The organism is Streptomyces sp. NBC_01476 (assembly GCF_036227265.1).
Lineage (GTDB): Bacteria > Actinomycetota > Actinomycetes > Streptomycetales > Streptomycetaceae > Actinacidiphila.
Genome location: NZ_CP109446.1, coordinates 1,110,169 through 1,128,405, shown reverse-complemented (window position 1 = coordinate 1,128,405; position 18,237 = coordinate 1,110,169). Strand labels below are relative to the sequence as shown.

General features: G+C 74.8%; 17 protein-coding genes. 5 read left to right on the top strand and 12 right to left on the bottom strand.

The features are described from left to right. The first annotated feature begins 166 nt into the window (after window positions 1-166). From OG552_RS04965 to OG552_RS04950, 4 genes are all read left to right on the top strand, one after another. Window positions 167-706, top strand: coding sequence for a type 1 glutamine amidotransferase domain-containing protein (locus tag OG552_RS04965; RefSeq protein WP_329129928.1), 540 nt, complete (start codon window positions 167-169; stop codon window positions 704-706). Next, window positions 703-1,185, top strand: coding sequence for a DUF5709 domain-containing protein (locus OG552_RS04960; protein WP_329129927.1), 483 nt, complete (start codon window positions 703-705; stop codon window positions 1,183-1,185). Before OG552_RS04965 ends, OG552_RS04960 begins: the two co-directional genes overlap by 4 nt. A 105-nt stretch (window positions 1,186-1,290) precedes the next feature. After that, entirely contained in the window at window positions 1,291-2,181 is an 891-nt protein-coding gene (locus tag OG552_RS04955; protein WP_329129926.1) for a hypothetical protein, read from the top strand. A 206-nt stretch (window positions 2,182-2,387) separates the two neighbouring features. Beyond that, window positions 2,388-3,353: a sensor histidine kinase gene (locus OG552_RS04950; protein ID WP_329129924.1), complete on the top strand. Its 966-nt coding sequence runs from the start codon at window positions 2,388-2,390 to the stop codon at window positions 3,351-3,353. A gap of 77 nt (window positions 3,354-3,430) precedes the next feature. Here the strand turns inward: OG552_RS04950 and OG552_RS04945 are convergent, their stop codons facing one another. Next, a complete protein-coding gene (locus tag OG552_RS04945; RefSeq protein ID WP_329129923.1) occupies window positions 3,431-3,883 on the bottom strand; it encodes a VOC family protein in 453 nt (150 codons plus the stop codon). 131 nt (window positions 3,884-4,014) lie between these two features. On the opposite strand from OG552_RS04945, the gene OG552_RS04940 reads away from it, so the two are divergent. Further along, window positions 4,015-4,776 (top strand): class I SAM-dependent methyltransferase, encoded by a 762-nt coding sequence (locus tag OG552_RS04940; protein ID WP_329129921.1) that lies wholly within the window; start codon window positions 4,015-4,017, stop codon window positions 4,774-4,776. A 125-nt stretch (window positions 4,777-4,901) separates the two neighbouring features. Here the strand turns inward: OG552_RS04940 and OG552_RS04935 are convergent, their stop codons facing one another. From OG552_RS04935 to OG552_RS04885, 11 genes are all read right to left on the bottom strand, one after another. Continuing rightward, complete coding sequence (locus tag OG552_RS04935; protein ID WP_329129919.1) at window positions 4,902-5,399, bottom strand: flavin reductase family protein; 498 nt, start codon at window positions 5,397-5,399, stop codon at window positions 4,902-4,904. 92 nt (window positions 5,400-5,491) lie between these two features. Beyond that, window positions 5,492-6,241 (bottom strand): serine aminopeptidase domain-containing protein, encoded by a 750-nt coding sequence (locus OG552_RS04930; protein WP_329129917.1) that lies wholly within the window; start codon window positions 6,239-6,241, stop codon window positions 5,492-5,494. Further along, window positions 6,238-7,380: an LLM class flavin-dependent oxidoreductase gene (locus tag OG552_RS04925; protein ID WP_329129916.1), complete on the bottom strand. Its 1,143-nt coding sequence runs from the start codon at window positions 7,378-7,380 to the stop codon at window positions 6,238-6,240. The genes OG552_RS04930 and OG552_RS04925 overlap by 4 nt, the downstream gene beginning before the upstream one ends. Before the next feature lie 58 nt (window positions 7,381-7,438). Next, window positions 7,439-8,620: an acyl-CoA dehydrogenase family protein gene (locus OG552_RS04920; protein ID WP_329129914.1), complete on the bottom strand. Its 1,182-nt coding sequence runs from the start codon at window positions 8,618-8,620 to the stop codon at window positions 7,439-7,441. Beyond that, on the bottom strand, window positions 8,617-11,031 hold the full coding sequence (locus tag OG552_RS04915; RefSeq protein ID WP_329129913.1) for a molybdopterin-dependent oxidoreductase: 2,415 nt from the start codon (window positions 11,029-11,031) through the stop codon (window positions 8,617-8,619). The genes OG552_RS04920 and OG552_RS04915 overlap by 4 nt, the downstream gene beginning before the upstream one ends. Then, window positions 11,028-12,110, bottom strand: a complete 1,083-nt coding sequence (locus tag OG552_RS04910) for an LLM class flavin-dependent oxidoreductase (RefSeq protein WP_329129910.1) — start codon at window positions 12,108-12,110, stop codon at window positions 11,028-11,030. The genes OG552_RS04915 and OG552_RS04910 overlap by 4 nt, the downstream gene beginning before the upstream one ends. Window positions 12,111-12,136: 26 nt before the next feature. Next, the gene (locus OG552_RS04905; RefSeq protein ID WP_329129909.1) at window positions 12,137-13,324 is read right to left on the bottom strand and encodes an ABC transporter ATP-binding protein; all 1,188 of its coding nucleotides are present in this window, start codon (window positions 13,322-13,324) and stop codon (window positions 12,137-12,139) included. Next, a complete protein-coding gene (locus OG552_RS04900) occupies window positions 13,321-14,385 on the bottom strand; it encodes an ABC transporter ATP-binding protein (RefSeq protein ID WP_329129908.1) in 1,065 nt (354 codons plus the stop codon). The genes OG552_RS04905 and OG552_RS04900 overlap by 4 nt, the downstream gene beginning before the upstream one ends. After that, on the bottom strand, window positions 14,366-15,274 hold the full coding sequence (locus OG552_RS04895) for an ABC transporter permease (protein WP_329129906.1): 909 nt from the start codon (window positions 15,272-15,274) through the stop codon (window positions 14,366-14,368). Before OG552_RS04895 ends, OG552_RS04900 begins: the two co-directional genes overlap by 20 nt. Further along, window positions 15,271-16,329, bottom strand: a complete 1,059-nt coding sequence (locus OG552_RS04890) for an ABC transporter permease (RefSeq protein WP_329129904.1) — start codon at window positions 16,327-16,329, stop codon at window positions 15,271-15,273. The genes OG552_RS04895 and OG552_RS04890 overlap by 4 nt, the downstream gene beginning before the upstream one ends. Next, entirely contained in the window at window positions 16,326-17,885 is a 1,560-nt protein-coding gene (locus OG552_RS04885) for an ABC transporter substrate-binding protein (RefSeq protein WP_329129903.1), read from the bottom strand. The genes OG552_RS04890 and OG552_RS04885 overlap by 4 nt, the downstream gene beginning before the upstream one ends. Window positions 17,886-18,237 lie beyond the last annotated feature (352 nt).

Sequence of the window (18,237 nt, the reverse complement as noted above, 5' to 3'; positions counted from 1 at the left end):
CCGGGTGCCGGGCCGGCGGGCGGGATGTCCGTTTCCGTGCCGGACCCTCGGGTAGGCGACCGCCCGTAGCCGCGGAGGGCCGGGCACGACCCGGATCCCGGAAAGGGTGACGTCCGGGACCGGCCTTCCGCCGAACCGACCGAGAAGCGAGAGGACGTGATCGTCCGTGCGAACCGCATTCCTGGTGGCGCCGGAGGGCGTCGAGCAGATCGAACTCACCTCGCCGTGGCAGGCGCTCACCGAGACCGGTGAGACCCCGCAGCTGGTGTCCACCGCACCCGGCCGGATCCAGGCGTTCAACCACCTGGACAAGGGCGACACCTTCCCGGTTGACCTGACGGTGGACCGGACCTCGGCGTCCGACTTCGACCTGCTGGTGCTGCCCGGGGGCGTGGCCAACCCGGACGCGCTGCGCATGGACGACGCGGCGGTGGCATTCGTCCGCGGCTTCTTCGACGCGGGCAAGCCGGTCGCGGCGATCTGCCACGCACCGTGGACGCTGATCGAGGCCGACGTGGTACGCGGCCGGACACTCACCTCCTGGCCGAGCCTGCAGACCGACATCCGCAACGCGGGCGGCACCTGGGTGGACCAGAAGGCCGTGGTGTGCACCGAGCGCCCGAGCACCCTGATCACCAGCCGCAAACCCGATGACCTGGACGCCTTCAACAAGGCGGTCCTGCGTGAAGTGGGAGCGATGACATGACCGACCCCGGCGATTTCGGGATGGGGGACGACGTGTACCAGCCGGACGAGGACGACAGCGAGATCCGCGAGGACGCCGGGCCGCTGGAGCCCGAGGACACGCTGGTCGACCGCGGTCTGGAGGATGTGCTCGACGAGGGGTACTCGCCGCCGGAGAAGCCGCTGGCCGTCGAGGACGTCGGCACCACGGCGGACGAGCAGCGCACCGGCGAGTCGCTGGACGAGCGGCTGCGCCGGGAGGTCCCGGACGGGCAGGTGCCCGAGGGCGACGGCATCGGTGACGACAGCGACACCGACGGCGAACTCCTGGACGGCGAGGTCGGCGACCGCCGCTCCGGCCGGCTGGTCGGCCCCGACGAGGGCGCCCACGTGCGGCGCGACGGCGTGTCCGGTGAGGACGTCGGCATCGACGGCGGCGCCGCCTCCGCGGAGGAGGCAGCGGTGCACGTCGTCCCGGACGACGAGGACGACTGGGTCTGACCGTCCGCGGTTCCCCCGGCGGCCCTGGCCGCCGGGAGGAGCGGGCGGCCGGAGGTGAGACCGCCGGGGGCCGAGGAACACAGGCACGAGAAGGAGCCGGTGGACATGGCAGCAGCGAATGAGCGCAATGAGCCGGGCCGGGAGGCCCGCGGTCCCGACCGGGCAGCGGGTCCCCGTGCCGCGGCGGATTCCGGCGTGGAGCCGCCCGAGCGGAAGGGCACGGACACCGGTGAGGCGATGCCCGGCGGCACCGGGCGGGCCCGGGCCGGCGGGCCGGGCACGCCCGCTGCGGGGCGCCCGGCACCGGACCGCGCCGGGCAGCCGGAAGAAGGCGGCCCGGCGTCCGGTCAGACCTGCTCGGTGCCACGGCGGGCCGGCGACGCCTCCCGGTCGGCGGGACTCGCCCCGGAGAAGGAGACGGCGGCCCGGGAGAGCGACGGGGAGCCGCGCGGGGAGCGCCGGCGCCGCTCGCTGCACTGGCCGCACCGCCGCCGCAAGGACGGCCCCGGCGCCGCGGTCACCGAGGTGGCCGAGGAGAGGACGTACGGCCGCAACGGCCAGCGGGTGCCCACCGGGCTGGGCGCGAGCCTGACCACCTCCGGCGGGATGCTGCTCGCCATGGTCGAGGACGTACGGATGCGCGGCAGCGTGGCACCGGAGCAGGTACGCCCGCTGGCCGATGCCTTCGCCCGGCACCTCGCCGCCAAGGAGGCCACCGTCCGCAAGGTCCTGATCAGGCACGACATCGCCACCAAGGTCGTCGAACGCGACCGGCAGGAGGGCGAGCTGATCCAGGGCATCCTGGACCGGGCCCTGATGGGGCGGCACCCGGAGGAGACCCGGATGCTGACCGTGGACGGCGCGCTGACCCAGATGTACCAGTACCTCTCCCACGAGCGCCGCGACCTCGTACCCGCCATCGACACGGCGCTGTCGCGCGAGGACAGCGAGAGCCTCGCCGCCGCCTTCGAGGCCATCTCCGACCCCGCCGCCTGACCGGCCGCACCGACCGGCCGCACCGACCGGCCGCACCGGGCCCGGCTCCGCCGATGAAACCGCGGAGCCGGGCCCTGGCGTCAACGCGGGTAGCGGCAGGCGCATACTGGCGCAGCCGGAACATCTGTCCGAAAGGGGGCCGAGGGCATGACGGCCACGGACCCACGGCAGACGACGAAGGCGGCCCACCCGGCCGTGACGTCGCGATGACGACTGCCTCCGCCTTCCGGCACCCCGCCTTCTTCTACCGCGACGACGCGGAGTACACCGCCCGCACCAGCGCTTTCGTACGGGCCGGGCTCGCGGCCGGCGAAGGGGTCGCGGTGGCCGCCCCGCCGGACCGGCTGCGGCTGCTGCACGGCGCGCTCGGCCCGGACGCGGCGGCCGTCCGCTTCACCGACATGACCGGCGCGGGCCGCAACCCCGGCCGGATCATCCCCCTGGTGCTCCGGGCGTTCTGCGACGCCCAGCCGCCGGGCCGCCGGGTGCGGATCGTCGGCGAACCGGTGTGGCCCGGCCGCACCTCGCTGGAGTATCCGGCCTGCGTCCAGCACGAAGCGCTGATCAACACCGCCTTCGAGGGCCGGCCTGTCACCATCCTGTGCCCTTATGACGCGGCCCGGCTCACCCCCTCCGTGCTGGCCGATGCCCGCGCGACCCATCCGGCGGTCATCGAAGGCGGCCGGGAATCCCTGAGCCCCGGTTACGCGCCGCAGCGGGCCGCCGCCGCGTACAACACCCCGCCGGCCGCGCCCCGGGACGCGGCCTGCCAGCAGTTCGACCGCCAAGGGCTGCGCGGCGCAAGGGAGTTCGCGGTACGTGTGGCCGGCGGGCTGGGCATGGCCGGGAGCCGGCTCGACGACCTGGCGCTCACGGTCGCCGAGCTGACCACCAACAGCGTGCTGCACGGCGGCGGTTCAGGCGTCGTCCGGGTGTGGGCGGCGGACGGCGGACTGGCCTGCGAGGTGCGCGACGGCGGGCGCATCGGCGACCCGCTGGCCGGCCGCACCGTCCCGCCCCCCGGCCGCCCCGGCGGCCGGGGACTGCTGATGGTCCATCAACTCGCGGACCTGGTACGCGAACACACCGGCGCCGGCGGCACGGTGATCCGCTGCTACTTCTCGCTGCGTCCGCAGGAAGCCGATCACATCCGCATGCCGCCGACCGGCTGAGCGCGCGCGGCCCGGTGCCGGTGTCCGACACCTCCGGGCCGCCGGGCGGGAGGACGGCGCTGCCGGTGCGGCATGGCCTAGTTCACGCAGAACTCGTTGCCCTCCGGGTCCCGCATGACCCACCAGTGCCCGGCCGGACCCTGGTCCACCTCGCGGACCCGGGTGGCGCCCAGCGATTCCAGCCGGGCCACCAGCGCGTCGCGGCCACCGGGCTCGCTGTGCAGGTCCAGGTGGAGGCGGTTCTTCACGGTCTTCTCCTCCGGCACCTCCTGGAAGAGCAGCCGCCGGCCCTGCCCGATGCCGCTGACCTCGTCGAACGGATCGTCCGGGTGCCGGACCGCGGCGTACCCCCGCAGTCCCCGCCGCCCCCGGTGCTCGACCACGGCGTCCTCGGCGATCTGCCCGGCGGCCAGCAGCCGGCCGACGAGGACGCTCGCGTCCTCCACCTCGTACTCCAGCGCCGCGGCCCAGAAGTCCGCGAGTGCGGGCGCGTTCCTGCTGTCGATGACCAGCTTCCAGTGCAGTGGCATGCGGCCGGTTATACCCGGGCCGGGGCGGCGGCGCCCGGATCCGGCGTGACCGTGTCGGAGTGCGCCGCGATGCGGGCGGGCCTGAGTGAATCCAGTGGCCGCTCAGGCGGAGGCACGGCCATGATGCGGGGATGGCGCGTACTTTCGAGGAACTGGTGGCCGAGGCCGACGCGGTACCGGTCGACGGGTGGGACTTCTCCTGGCTGGAGGGACGGGCCACCGAGCAGCGGCCCTCCTGGGGATACCAGCGGCTGATGGCCGAACGGCTGGCCGCGGTGGGCGCGGCGCTGGACATCCAGACCGGCGGCGGCGAAGTGCTCGCCGGAGCGCCGAAGCTGCCGCCGGTGATGGCCGCCACCGAGTCGTGGCCGCCGAACATCGCCAAGGCCACCGCCCTGCTGCACCCGCGTGGCGCGGTGGTGGTCGCCGACGCCGACGAGCCGCCGCTGCCGTTCGCCGGAGCGGCCTTCGACCTGGTGACCAGCCGCCACCCGGTGACCGTGTGGTGGGAGGAGATCGCCCGGGTGCTGCGGCCCGGGGGCAGCTACTTCTCCCAGCACGTCGGTCCGGCCAGTGCCTTCGAGGTGGTGGAGTTCTTCCTCGGCCCGCAGCCGGCGCGGGTACGCGAGGGCCGCCATCCGGACCGGGCCCGGGCCGCCGCCGCGGCGGCCGGGCTCGACGTCGTGGACCTGCGCTCCGAGCGTCTGCGGATGGAGTTCTCCGACGTCGGCGCGGTCGTCTACTTCCTCCGCAAGGTGATCTGGATGGTGCCGGGCTTCACTGTCGCCCACTACCGCGACCGGCTCCTCGACCTCCACCGGCTCATCGACGCGGAAGGACCGTTCCTCGCGCACTCCGCCCGCTACCTGATCGAGACCCGCAAACCGTCCTGACCACCGCCCAGCCCGGGCCCGCGGCGCGCGGTGCGACGGTGCGGGCGGGGACCACCGGCCGGCGGTGCGCGCCGCTTGTCGCGGAGGCGGCGGGCCGGGCCGCGGGCCGCGTGGGCGGTGGCCGGTCAGTTGCCGGTGCCGAAGGTGCCGAAGGCGCCGTCGTGGTGGACCAGTGGTGCGGACCGGGCCGGGCCGCCGGCCGTCAGTAGTCGACCGACCACCAGGAAGTGGTCGCCGATGTCGTGCACCTGGACGGTGCGCGCGGTCAGCCACGCGTCCACCCCGGCCAGCAGCGGCACCCCGCCCTCCCCGGGCGCCCACTCCACCCCGGTGAACCGGTCGACCCCGCTGCGGGCGAACCCCCGTGCCAGCTCGGTCTGTTCAGCGGCCAGCAGATGGACGGCGAAGACGTCGGCGGCCCGCACCGCCGGGGCGGTCGACGCGCCGGCCGCCAGGTAGAAGGAGACCAGGGCGGGTTCGAGGGAGGCGGAGGTGAAAGAGGTGGCCGTGAACCCGGCGGGACCTGGCACGGTCACCACCGCCACGGTGTTCGCCTGCCGGCGAAGAGTCCTGCGCAGCAGGTCGCCGGTGCTGGGGACGGTTGTCGGAGTGGTCACGGTCATGACGAGCGGTTCCTTCCGGAGAGGGAGGACGGGGGACGGCCTGGCGCCACGGCTGCCCGGCGGTGCCGGTTACGGCCTCGCCGGGCAGCGGGTCACACGACGGGAGCGCCCTCGACGGTCAGCAGGGGTCCGTGCGCGCGGAGCCGTTCCAGCCACTGGACGATGAGCGCCGCCACACTGCGGTGCTGGATGTCGTTGAAGGTGTCGTGCCGGCCGTCGGTGACGGTGGCCAGGGTCGAGCCGGGCAGCCGGGCGGCCAGCGCGCGGGCCACCTCCGGAGGCGACACGGGGTCGGCCGCGCCGTGCAGCAGCAGCACCGGAACGGCGGGCGGGGCCGCGAGGGCCGCCTCGGCCGCCGCGGCGAGCTCCGCAGGAACCGGTACCGCCAGCGCGCCCTGGGCGAACCGCGGGTCGGCGCCGAGCCGGCCGCGGTGCGTCGGGCAGGCGGTCCGCGCCTCCAGTTCCCCGTCCCACGGCGGTGAGCCGGCCGCGGGGGACCAGGCGCCGTCGCCCGGCACCCCCGCCAGCAGCAGCGCGTCCGGCGGGGCCGAGGTCCGCCCCGCCGCCGCCAGCGCGTGCAGCGCCCCGGTGTCGGAGCCGGCCAGGATCAGCGGGGCCGGCGTGTCGGCGGCCACCGCGTCCACGGCCGCCGCGATCCCGGCCGGGCTCGCGCCGGGGTCCGCGTCCAGCACCTGGACGACGTACGCGTCCGCGGCCAGCCGGCGGCCCAGCCGTTCGTAGACCCCGGGGTGTTCCCCGCGGCCGGGGAGCAGGACGACGGTTCCCCGGTGCAGCAGGCCCTCGGCCGGGTACCACTGCGCGGTGTCGAGTGCGACAGTCATCGGGCCGCGCCGACGGGTGCCCCGGCCGGGCGGACGGCGTCGCGGCGGGCCACCTCCGCACGGACCAGCGGGAGCAGTTCACGGCCGTAGTCGACGGCGTCCTCCAGCGGGTCGTAACCGCGGATCAGCAAGGTGGTGACGCCGATGTCGACGTAGTCGAGCAGGGCCTGGGCGACGGTCTCCGGCGTGCCGACCAGGGCGGTGGAGTTGCCCGCCGCGCCGGTCGCGCTTGCGGTCGGCGTCCACAGGGCGCGGTCGTGGAGTTCGCCCTTGGCGGCGGCGGCCAGCAGCCGCTGCGAACCGGTGTTCTGCGGCTGCGCGTCGGGGCCGGCCGGCAGGATCGGGCGCCGGCTGCCGACGAAGGAGCCGGCCGCGCCCCGGGAGTTGATGGTGTCCAGGATGCGGTGCGCCCGGTCCCATGCCTCCTCCTCGGTCCTGCCGAGGATCGGGCGGAAGGAGACGCTGAACCGCGGCGGTTCTGTCCGGCCGGCGGCGGCAGCGGCGGCCCGCACCGAGGCGATCTGCTCGGCGGTCCCGGCCAGCGGCTCGCCCCACAGCGCGAAGACGTCGGCCTGCTTGCCGCCGACCCGGTAGGCGGCCTGCGACGAGCCGCCGAAGTAGAGCGGGATACGGGGCTCGGTGACCGGTTTGACCTCCGAGAAGAAGTCCTGCAGCCGGTAGAAACGCCCCTCGTGGTCGAACGGCTCGGTGCTCGTCCAGACCCGCTTGACGATGTCCAGGTACTCGTCGGTACGGGCGTACCGGTCGTCCTTGCTCAGGTAGTCGCCGTCCCGGCGCTGCTCCGCGTCGTGCCCGCCGGTGATGATGTGCACCGCGACCCGGCCGCCGGAGAAGCGGTCGAGGGTGGCGAAGGTACGGGCGGCCAGGGTGGGGGCGACGAAGCCGGGGCGGTGCGCCACCAGCAGCCCCAGCCGTTCGGTCCTCGCGGCCACGTAGGCGGCCACCTGGGTGCCGTCCGGGCTGCTGGAACCGTAGCCGATCAGGATGCGGTCGAAGCCGGCCTCCTCGTGGGCGCGGGCGAAGCGCAGCGTGTAGTCGGGGTCGACGACGGGACCCGCGGGCGGGCGGATCTCGGAGACGTCGCGGGTGCCGATCATGCCGATGAACTCGACGGGCATGGCAGGGCCTTTCGGGAGAGTCGGAGCCGGCGTGGGCGGTGGGTGGTGCGGGGGGCGGTCAGCTGCCGAGGGCCGCGCGGCCCGCCGACAGCAGTACGGAGTCGTCCTGCGGGGTGTGCACCCGGCTGCACAGCACGTCCCGCAGGTGCCGTTGCAGCGGGTTGTCCTGGGTGAGGCCGTTGTTGCCGATGAGGGCGACGGCCTGCTGGACGGAGTCGATGGCGGCCCGGGTGCCGAGCAGCTTCGCGCCGGGCGCCTGCGCTGCCGCGCCCTGGTCGCCGTCGTCCACCGCCCGGGCCAGCGCGGTCACCAGCCGCTCCGCGCCGGCGAGTCGCACCTCGATCTCGCCGACCGCGGACTGGAAGCGGGGGAGCGAGGCGAGCGGTGCGCCCAGGGCGCTGGGCACGCGCTCGTGCAGGAAACCGGTGAGCCAGCGCTGGGCGGTACGCGCCACCCCGAGGTAAAGGGCGGTCAGGCCGAGGGAGTTCCAGGCGCCGCCGATCACGTCCCGGCCGCCGTCGGCCCCCGGCCCGGCGAGCCCGGCCACCCGGTCTGCGGGCACCCGGACGGTGTCGAAGAGCACGTCGTCGCTGCGGCTGGCCCGTAGGCCCAGGTGGTTCCAGGTCGGGCGGATCTCGATGCCGGGGGTGTCGGTGCGCACCAGGAAGGTGCCGACCCGTACCGGGTCCTCGTCGGTACGGGCCCAGACCGCCATCCAGCGCAGTGCCACCGCGCCGGTGGAGAAGATCTTGTGACCGGTCAGCTCCCAGTGGCCGGCGCCGTCGGCGCCGTCGGCGCGGCGGGCGGTGGTGGCGGGCAGGCCGCCGCGGACCGGGCTGCCCAGGTCGGGTTCGACCCGCAGCGCGTTGACGAGCGCGGGGCGTCCGGCCGACTCGGCCAGGAGCCCGGCGTAGGCGGCGGCGGGCCAGTGGGCGGCGCGGGCCTCGGCGGCGTGCGTGAAGAGGGTCATCGCGGTGACCAGGGCGACGGCCGGGTCACCGGCGCCGAGCGCCTGCAGGATGCGGGTGGTGTCGGCGAGACCGGCGCCGGGGCCGCCGTGCCGGGCGGCGACGGTCGCGGTGAGCAGACCGGCGGCGTGCGCGGCGGCCACCCCCTCGTGCGGGAAGGTGGCGTCCCGGTCGTGCTCGGCGGCGTGCTCGGCGAGGGCGTCGGTGACCGCGGGCAGCCGGTCGTAGGCGGGGGCGGGCAGGACGGTGGCGGTCGCGGTGTCCGTGGTCACGAGGTGGCTTCCCTGTCGTCGGGGGCGTGCGGGTCAGGGGCTCGGCGGGAGTCCGGGGCCGGCGGCCCGGATCCGGTGCCCGGTGGCCTGGGGTCCGCCGTGAAGGGCGGCGGCCGGCGGACCGTGACCGGGGGCGGCTCGCCGCCGCTCCAGGGCTCCAGCTCGACCAGCGCGTGCTGGCCGGTGCAGCCCTGGGAGAGGCGGGAGCTCGGGACGTCCGCGGTGAGGACGTTGGGGTTGCCGTGCGCGCACAGCGGCGGCTCGTGGCCGGGCACCGGGTCGAACCACGCGCCGGTGGGCAGCCGCAGGACGCCGGGGCTGACCCGGTCGGTGAGCACGGCGCCGGCCAGGCACGCGCCGCGGTCGTTGAAGATCCGCACCAGGTCGCCGTCCCGGATGCCGCGGCCGGCCGCGTCGGCGGGGTGGATCTGGACCGCCTCGCGGCCCGCGACCTTGGCGGCGAGGCTGACCTCCCCGGTGTCGAGCTGGCTGTGCAGCCGGGTGGCGGGCTGGTTGGCGATCAGCAGCAGCGGCAGCCGGCCGGCCGCCGGGGCGCCCGGCCACTCGTCCGGTGCGAGCCAGGTGGGGTGTCCCGGGCAGTCCGGCAGACCGAAGGAGGCGATGGTCCGGCTGTACAGCTCGATCCGTCCGCTGGGGGTGGCCAGCGGCGCGCGCCGCGGGTCGGCCCGGAAGTCCGCGAACAGGGTGCGGTGGGCGGGCTCCTGGGGCAGCTCCCACTCGCCGGCCGCCCAGAAGTCCGCGAAGGACGGCGGTTGTCCCGCGCCCTGGGCGGTCAACTCACGCGCCCACTCGGTGTAGAGGTGCTCCAGCCACTGCGCCGGAGTGCGGCCTTGCGTGAACTCCTCGGCGAAACCGAGCCGTTCGGCCAGGCCGGCGAGAATGGCGTGGTCGTCGCGGGCCTCGCCGAGCGGTTCGACGGCGCGGTGCATCGCGATCAGGTGGGTGTCCCGCCGCCCGCCGCCGAGGTCGTCGCGCTCCAGCGAGGTGGTGGCGGGGAACACCAGGTCGGCGTGGCGGGCGGTGGCCGTCCAGTGGGTCTCGTGGACCAGGACCGTGTCGGGCCGGCCGAAGGCGCGGCGGAGCCGGCCCAGGTCCTGGTGGTGGTGGAAGGGGTTGCCGCCGGCCCAGTGGACCAGGCGGATGTCGGGGTAGCGGCGGCGGGTGCCGTCGTAGTCGTACTCCTCACCCGGGTGCAGCAGCAGGTCGGCGATCCGCGCGCAGGGGATGAACTCCTCGACCGGATTGGGGCCTTGGGGAAGGTAGGGGAGCCGCAGCTGCGGGCCGGTGTCGCCGACGTCGCCCATCGAGCCGTAGCCGTGGCCGAAGCCGCCGCCGGGCAGGCCGATCTGCCCCAGCAGGGCGGCCAGCGCGAGGGCGGCCCAGACCGGCTGTTCGCCGTGCTGGATGCGCTGCAGGGACCAGGTGACGGTGACCAGGGTGCGCAGGCGGGCGGCGCGGCGGGCCAGCGCGCGGATGCGGTCGGCGGTCACCCCGGTGATCGCGGCGGCCCAGTCGGCGTCCTTGGGCGTACCGCCGTCGGCGCCGCGCAGATGGCGCAGGAACTGTTCGCTTCCGGTGCAGTAGCGCTCCAGGAACTCCTGGTCGTGCAGGCCCTCGTCGGCCAGGGTGTGGCAGAGCGCCAGCAGCAGGGCGGTGTCGGTGGCCGGGCGGACCGGGTACCAGTCGGCGTGCACGGAGTCGGGCAGGTCGTCGCGGAGCGGGCTGACCAGGGCGACCTCGGCGCCGGCCGCGGCCAGCTCGGCGAGGTGGCCAGGGGTGCCGTGGCGGGTGACGCCGCCCGGGGTGACATGGACGTTCTTCGCCGGGATACCGCCGAAGGCGATGACCAGTTCGGTGTTCGCGGTGATCGTCGGCCAACTGGAGGAGGCACGCAGCACGGCTTCCGCGTCGCCGACCAGGTGGGGCAGCAGGACCAGCGAGGTGCCCAGGCTGTAGGAGTTGCGCGAGCCGGTGTATCCGCCGAACCGGGCCAGGAAACGGTGCAGTTGGCTCTGGGCGTGGTGGAAGCGCCCGGCGCTCGCCCAGCCGTAGGAGCCGCCGAAGACCGCCTGATTGCCGTGCAGGTCGCGGACCCGGGCGAGTTCGGCGGCGGCCAGGTCGAGTGCCTCGTCCCAGTCGAGCTCCACGAAGGCGTCGGCGCCGCGCCGGCCGGTGGGCCCCGGGCCGTGCTCCAGCCAGCCGCGCCGGGCGGCGGGCCGCAGGACCCGGGTCGGGTGGTGGAGGGAGCCCGGGACCCCGCGCAGCAGCGGGGACGGCGAGGGGTCGGCGGGGTGCGGGACGGCGTGGACCGTCCCTTCCGCGTCCCGCCGAACCCCGAACGCACCCCAGTGGGAGGTGGTCGGCGTGACGGTCCCGGTCATCTCGCTCATACGGCAGCGGCCCCCGCCAGCGCCGCGCCGTCCGCCTGCTCGCGCACCAGCCGCACCAGGGCCCCGTAGTCGCGGGAGTCCTCCAGCGGGCTGAAGCCGCGGATCAGCAAGGTGGAGACGCCCAACCGCACGTAGTCCAGCAGCGATTCGGCGACCTGCTCGTAACTGCCCACCAGAGCTGTGGAGTTGCCGGCGGCGCCGGTGACCTTGGCCAGCGCGGTCCACAGCCGCTTGTCGTGCACGTCGCCCTTGGCGGCGTACTCCAGCAGGCGGCGGGAGCCCTCCTGCTCGGCGTGGTCCAGATTGAACGCCTTGCGCAGTTCGCCGGAGCGCTCCTTGGTCAGCCGCAGGATGTCCTCGGCCCGCCGCCACGCCTCGGCCTCGGTCGCCGCGGGGACGGGGCGCAGGCTGACGCTGAAGCGCGGGTCCCGGCCGTAGGGCGCGGCGGCCTCCCGGACCTGGCGGATGCGCTCGGCGATGCCGGCCAGCGGCTCGCCCCAGAAGGCGTACACATCGGCGTGCCGGCCGCCGACCCGGACCGCGTCCTGCGACGCGCCGCCGAAGTACACCGGGATCGGCCGCTGCGGCCGGACCGAGGACCAGCCGCCGCGCACCGTGTAGAACTCGCCCTCGAAGTCGAAGGGTTCTGCCGAGTCCCACTCCTTCCGCACCACCTGCAGGAACTCGTCCGTGCGGCGGTAGCGGGTCGGCTTGTCGCTGATGTCGCCGTCACGGGCCTGGTCGGCGTCGTCGCCGCCGGTGATCACATGCAGCGCGATCCGGCCGGGGTGGAAGGCGTCCAGCGTGGCGTACTTGCGGGCGGTCTGGGTCGGTGCGACGAAGCCGGGCCGGTGCGCGAGCAGCACACCGAGCCGGGTGGTCCGGCCCAGCACCTGGTCGGCGACGGTGAAGCCGTCGGGGCTCGCCGAGGAGTGCGCGACCAGCACCCGGTCGAAGCCGGACTCCTCGTGGGCCAGGGCCAGTTCGGTCAGATAAGCGGGGTCCACGACCGGGCCTGGGGTGATTCCGGTCTCGCTGTGGGCCTGGGTGCCGGCGATGCCGATGAACTCGATGGGCACGGGGTCCCTCCCGGGAAGGTCGGTGGTCAGGGGGCCAGTTGGGCGATCGGGTGGTGGCAGGCCGCGGCCCGCCCACCGGGGTGCGGGGTGTCCGGCGGCTGCGTACGGCAGGCGGCGTCGGCGAACGGGCAGCGGTGCGCGAAGACACAGGCACCGGGCTGCGCCGCCCAGTCCGGCGGTTCGGTGCGGGCCGGGACCGGGGTGCGGGCGGCGCTCCGCCCGATCCGCGGCGCGGAGGCGGTGAGCAGCGCGGTGTACGGGTGCAGCGGGCGGCTCAGCACCTGGGCGGTGGGGCCCTGTTCGATGAGCCGGCCGCGGTAGAGCACCGCTGTCCGGTCGGCGATGCCGGCCAGGGAGCTGAGGTCGTGGGAGATGACGACGATCGCCACTCCGAGGTCGCGGCGCAGCTCGTCCAGCAGCCGCAGCACATGGTTGCGGTTGGAGGCATCCAGGGCGCTCACCGGTTCGTCGGCGAGCAGCAGCGCGGGACGGGTGACGATGGCCCGGGCCAGCGAGACCCGCTGGCGCTGGCCGCCGGAGAGCTCGGCCGGAATCCGGTCGCCGAGCGCTCGCGCGTCGAGTCCCACCCGGTGCAGCGCCTCGGCGGCGCGGGCCCGCCGCTCCCCCCGCTCCACCCCGGCCACCGCCAGCGGCTCGCCGACCAGGTCGGTCACCGTCAGATCGGGGTCGAGTGAACGCAGCGGGTCCTGGAACATGTACTGCACCCGGCCCGACCTGCGGTGCTCCCGCAGTGCCCGGCCGCGCAGCGCGCCGACCCCGACCCCCGCGACGGTGATCCGCCCGGCGGTGACCGGCGCGGCCCCGACCACTGCCCGGGCCAGCGTGGTCTTGCCCGATCCGGTCTCCCCGATCACGCCGAGGATCTGACCCGCCGTCACATCGAGGCCGACGCCGGACAGTACGGGCACGGTGCCGCCGCGGACACCGCGGCCGGGGTAGGCCACGGCGAGCCCGTCGATGCTCAGCACGGGCCGGCCGCCCTCGGCACCGGTGGCTCGGCCCGCCGCCGCTCCGGTGGAGGCGGTGGGTTCCGCGGGTTCCGAGGGTTCCGCGGGTTCCGCGGGTTCCGCGGGTACCTTGCCGGTCCCGGGCAGGCCGCCGGCCGCGGGCTCGGCCGGGCCGGCGGCGGACGCCCGCGGGCCGGCCTGCTCGGTGGTGGCCGGCGTCGTGGACCCGCTGGTGGAGACGGTCATGCGGGCACCTCCTCGAAGGCGTCGGAATCGGCCAGGACGGCGGCGAGTTCGGTGCTGCGCAGGCAACGCACCCGGCGGCCGTCCGCGGTCTCGGTGACCGGCACCGGGCCGGTGCGGCAGCGGTCCTCGGCGAACGGGCAGCGGTCGGCGAACCGGCAGCCGGTCAGTTCCGCGCCGGCCTCGGGCGGCCGGCCGGGGATCACGGCCAGGGCCCGCCGTTCCCAGTCACCGGCCGAGGCGACGCTCAACAGGGCGGCGGTGTACGGGTGCGCGGGGCGGCTGATCACATCCGCGGTACGGCCGTCCTCGACGACCTCGCCGGCGTAGAAGACCAGAACGCGGTCGGTGACCTCGGCGACCACCGCGAGGTCGTGGCTGACCAGCAGCAGGGCCAGGCCCCGCTCGTCGCGCAACCGGGCCAGCAGGTCGAGGACTTCGGCCTGGACCACGGTGTCCAGCGCGGTGGTCGCCTCGTCCGCGACGAGCAACCGCGGGTCACCGGCGACCGCGATGGCGATCAGCACGCGCTGGAGCATGCCGCCGGAGAGCTCGTGCGGATACTGGTGGAAGACCTCGGCGGGTGCGTGCAGGCCGACCGAGCCGAAGAGTTCGACGGCCCGGGCGTGGGCCTCGGCGCGGTTGAGCCCGTGCCGTACCCGCAGTGGTTCGGTGAGCTGGCGGCCGACGGTGAGCGCCGGGTTGAGGTACGAGGCCGGGTCCTGGAAGACCGCGCCGAGCGCGACGCCCCGCAGCCGCTCCCACTGCCGGGTGGTCAGGGAGGTCAGTTCGGTGCCGGCCAGCCGGGCACTGCCCGCCGAGACCGCGCACCCCGGCGGCAGGACGCCCAGCAGCGAGCGGCAGGTGAGCGTCTTGCCGCTGCCGGACTCGCCGACCACGCCGACCGCCTCACCGGCCCGGACGGTGAAGGAGACATCGCGCACGGCCTCGCTCCGGCCGCCGCCGACGGTGATGTGCAGGCCCTCGACCGCGAGTACCGGCTGCTCCGGCTCCGGCCGCACGCCGGCCGGTCCGGAACCCCGCTCAGACCGCGACAGGCTCATCGGTCCTCCTCTCCGGCGTGGCCGCGTCCCGCAGCGGGTCAACCCGCCGCTTCCCTGCGGGCGCCTGCGCGCCGTCCGCGGCGCCGCTGTCGCGTACCGCGTCGGCCAGCAGGTTCAGCGCCCCGACGGTGATCATGATCAGTACGGCCGGCAGTACCGGCGCCCACGGCTGCTGGGCGAGATATCCCAGGTCGCTGGCGAGCACCCCGCCCCAGGTGGGGGCCGGGGGCTGGATGCCGACGCCGAGGAAGGTCAGCGAGGTGACGGTGAGCAGCGCGGTGGCCAGCGCGTGCGCGGTGGTGACGGCCACCGTCGGCAGGATCTTCGCCACGATGTGGGTGCGCAGCACCCGCCCGCGGGAGGCCCCCATCAGCTCGGCGGCCTCCACGTACTGCGCCTGCTTCAGCCCGAGCGCGGCGGCCCGGGAGACCCGGAAGAACAGCGGGGAGAGCAGGACGCCCAGCGCCAGCATGGCCTGGTTGAGGCCGTTGCCGAAGACACCGATCGCCGCGATGGCGAAGAGCGTGAACGGCAGCGTCATCAGCGCGTCCACCGCCCGCAGCGCGGTCCACTCGAAGACCCGGCCGAGCCAGAGCGACGCCAGTCCGGGGAGCACCCCGAGCAGCATGGCCGCGCCGACCGCCTCCACCGCACCGAGCACCGACCGGCCGGTACCGGCCAGCAGCCGGCTCAGCACATCGCGGCCGAGGTAGTCGGTGCCCAGCAGGTGCGCCCCGCTGGGGCCCTGGAGCACCCGGGTGGTGTCCTGCGCCAGCGGGTCCTGCGGGGCGATGACGCCGCCGAAGACCGCCAGCACGGCGACCAGGAGGAGCACCGCGAGGGCGAACCGGGCCGCGGGCAGCCGCCAGGTGCGGCGCAGTGTCCTCACGACACACCGTCCACGGCCGGCTCCTGCGCCGCGGCGGCCACCGAACGGCGCCTGCGGGCAGCGGGGTTGAGCGCCACCAGACCCGCGTTGATCGCCAGGTTGGCGATCAGCACCACGCCGACGGTCACCAGCAACGTGCCCTGGATGACCGGTACATCGTGCTGCTGGGCGGCCTGCAGCGACAACTGCGCGATGCCCGGCAGGTTGAAGATCCGCTCGGTGACGACCGCGCTGCCGATCAGCATCGGCACGCTCATCCCGAGCACGGTCAGCGCCGGGCCCGCTGCGTTGCGCAGCACATGCCCGAAGAGCACCCGGCGGGCCGAGAGCCCGCGCATCGCCGCGCCGGTGACGTAGTTCGCCCGCAACTCGCCGACCAGCGAGGCCCGTAGCTGCCGTGCCACGTTCGCCGCGGTGTCCAGGCTCAGCGCGAAGGCCGGCAGGATCGCGAACCGCAGCCACTGCTCAGGACTCTGCCCGAAGGACGTGTAGCCGCCGGACGGCAGCCAGCCGAGCTTCACCGACACCACCGCGATCAGCCCGATGGCCACCACGAAGGCGGGCAGGGTGCCGAGCACCGAGCAGAGCAGCGTGATCGCCCGGTCGAGCCGCCCGCCGTTGCTGTGCGCGGCGGCGATCCCGCCGAGCGAGCCGAGCAGCACCGCGATCAGCAGCGCCAGCCCGGCGATCGACAGGTCGACCGGCAGCGCCTGGAAGACGCTGGTGGACACCGGCAGGGTGGTGAACCAGGACCGGCCCAGATCGCCGGTGAAGGCGTGACCGAGCCAGGTCACGTACTGCACCGGCAGTGAACGGTCCAGCCCGAAGACGTGGTTGAGCCGGTCGATGTCCGCCGGGGTCGCGGTGTCGCCGAGCACCGCCGCCGCCGGGTTGGCGTTCGACAGCGCGCCGAGCCCGAAGGTCAGCAGTGAGGAGAGCAGGAACACAGTGGCGGCGGTGAGCAGCGCCCGGCCGATCGGCTGCGGTGCCCGCGCGGCCCGGCGGACCAGGGACGCGCGGCGCCGGTCCGGCAGCGCCGCGGTGAGCACGCTCATCCGGCGGTCACCCCCTCGAACCGCTGCACCACGGTGGTCTCCGGCAGCGCCGACACGCTCTTGGCGCGGGCGAGGATGCGCGGCACCGTGTAGAGGAAGACATTGGGCGTGTTGCGGACCGCGTACGCGGTGGCCGCCTGCAGCGCCTTGGGGTAGTCGGGGGAGTCGAGCGGGGTCCGGGTCACCTTGTCCAGCGCCGCGGTCAGCTCCGGCGGAGTGGTCCGGCCGGGGTTCATCAGCCCCTGCTCGCCGAAGAGCACCTGGAACGCCTGGACGGCCGAGTCGCGCCCCGCGAACTGGTCGACGCTCAGCTGCCGGTCGTGCTGGATGTAGACGATCTGGGTGAACTGCGTCGCCGGGATCACCTGGATCTTCGCGTTGATCCCGACCTGCTTGAGCTGTGCCTGGATCTGCTCCGGCGCGCCCTCGGCCACCGAGGTGGTCAGCGTGACGTCCAGACCGTTGGGGTAACCCGCCTGCGCCAGCAGTTCCTTGGCCTTCGCCGGGTTGTACGGGAAGAGGTCCGCGCTGTTCGGGTCGTACCCCGCGTACCCCTTGGGGAAGGGCTGGTAGGCGGCCTCGCCGTGGCCGAACTCCTGGGTCTTCACCAGCGCTTCGCGGTCGATCGCGTACTTCAGCGCCTCGACCACCAGCGGCTTGTCGAACGGCGCCTTGGCGCTGTTGACGTCGAGGGTGGCGACCACCATCGACGGGATCACCTGCACCTCCAGGCCGGCCGCCTTCGCCGCGTCCACCTGACTGCCGGGGATCTGCGCCACGTTGTACTGCCCGGACTGCAGGGCGGCCACCACGGTGGAGGCGTCCGGCAGCGGGTAGAGCTCGAAGCCGGTCAGCTTGATCGAGGCCGCGTCCCAGTAGCCGGGGTTGCGGCGCAGCACCGCCTTGGCGTTCTGCGTGTACGAGGTCAGGGTGAACGGTCCGGCGCCGGCCGGCTTGGCGGCGATCCCGGCGGCGTCGGTGGTGAAGGCCGCCGGGTTGACGATCATGCCGGTCTTGCCGGCCAGCAGGTTGGGGAGCTGGTAGTCGGCGTGCGTGAGATCGATGACGACGGTGGCGGGGTCGGGCGCCGAGACCGCCTTCACCGAGGTGAGCTGCGGCGACACCAGCGACTTCGGGTCGGAGATGCCGCGCTCCAGGCTCTTCTTGACCGCGGTCGCGTCCAGCGCGCTGCCGTCGGAGAACGTCAGCCCCGGCCGCAGCTTGAAGGTCACCTGCGTGCCCTGGGGGTTGTAGGACCAGGAGCTGGCCAGGGCCGGTACGGCCGCGCCGTGCGGGTCGAGCTTGGTGAGCCCGGCGTAGACCAGGGACAGCACATGCACGTCCCAGCCGGCCGAGGAGAACACCGGGTCCCACGACGTCGGCAGCGACCAGCCCCACTTCAGGACGGACGAACCCGTCCCCGACCCGGAGCCGCCGGAACCGCTGCCGCCGCAGGCGGCCAGTGCGAGGGCGGCGCCGGCGCCGAGACCGAGGCCCAGGAAGGAGCGTCTGCCGAGTGAGGGGGTGGAGGAACTGGGCACGGTGGCACGGTTCATGACGATGCGTCACCTTTCGGGGATGTGCCGGGACAGCCTTCGGTGAGCGAGTGCTGGGGGCGGCGCGGAAGCGCCGTACGTGCGGTGAACCGCGTACGGCGGCGGTCGGACGGAGCCCGGCCGCAGGCGGCCGGGCTCGCCGGAGGAACGCTTGCGACAGCGGAGCCGGCCGACGGCGGCCGGAAGCGGCGGAGCTGTGACGGGGGATACGCGCGGGAGGGGTCGGCGGCGGTGCGCCGGACGGCGGGGCCTCGGTCAGTGACCGGTCAGGCGCCGCGGGGCCACGAGCGTACGGTCAGCGACAGAGAGCGCTGTTGGTACGCAGAAAGTCCACGTAGCGGCACACCACACC